At 59.3% G+C, this 563-nt stretch carries 2 protein-coding genes; both read left to right on the top strand.

Annotation, left to right across the window (positions count from 1 at the left end; all coding sequences use genetic code 11):
* A partial coding sequence (locus tag LGZ98_RS24070) for a type VI secretion IcmF C-terminal domain-containing protein (protein WP_315902016.1) occupies positions 1 to 275 on the top strand: 275 nt, incomplete at its 5' end.
* Positions 276 to 354: 79 nt separating this feature from the next.
* The coding region (locus tag LGZ98_RS24065; protein ID WP_262978764.1) for a type VI secretion system ImpA family N-terminal domain-containing protein at positions 355 to 563 on the top strand (209 nt) is incomplete at its 3' end.

Here is a 563-nt window from a genome sequence, read left to right as displayed (position 1 = left end):
GGCCCAACGCGATGCGGGCCGGGGTGGAAAGCCAGCTCACGCTGATACCGGATACCCGCGGCAAATCCCCGCGCGCCATCAGCTTCACCGGCCCGTGGGCCCAGCTGCGCCTGATTAACAGCGGCAAACTGACTAATGTGCGTCAGGATGCGTTTGATGTGCGGTTCACCGTGGACGGCGGCGACATGACCTACCGTATCTACGTGGATGAATCCGACAACCCGTTTGCCGGCGGCCTGTTCAGTCAGTTCAGACTGCCTGACACCCTGTATTAATGGCAAACTTTTTATTAATGCAAAATCAACCCCCCCCTGTCCTCCGCGCCGGCGGAGGCAGGTGAAAGGATGAACGGCCATGAGTGAACACCCTGAAAACCTGATTATCCGCGCCGGCAGTAACCCGATGCATCTGCCGGCGTTCACCGCCATCCGCGAGGAAATCAACAAAATCAACCACCCGTCTCAGCCGGCAGTGAACTGGCCGCTTATCGAATCCCTGGCCCTGACGCTGTTTCGCACCCACGGCGTCGATTTGCAGAGCGCGATTTACTACACCCTGGCCCG

The sequence above is a fragment of the Photorhabdus kayaii genome (assembly GCF_025384895.1).
Lineage (GTDB): Bacteria > Pseudomonadota > Gammaproteobacteria > Enterobacterales > Enterobacteriaceae > Photorhabdus > Photorhabdus kayaii.
Note: the sequence above shows the minus strand (reverse complement) of the source record. Positions and strands in the feature narration are given on the sequence as shown.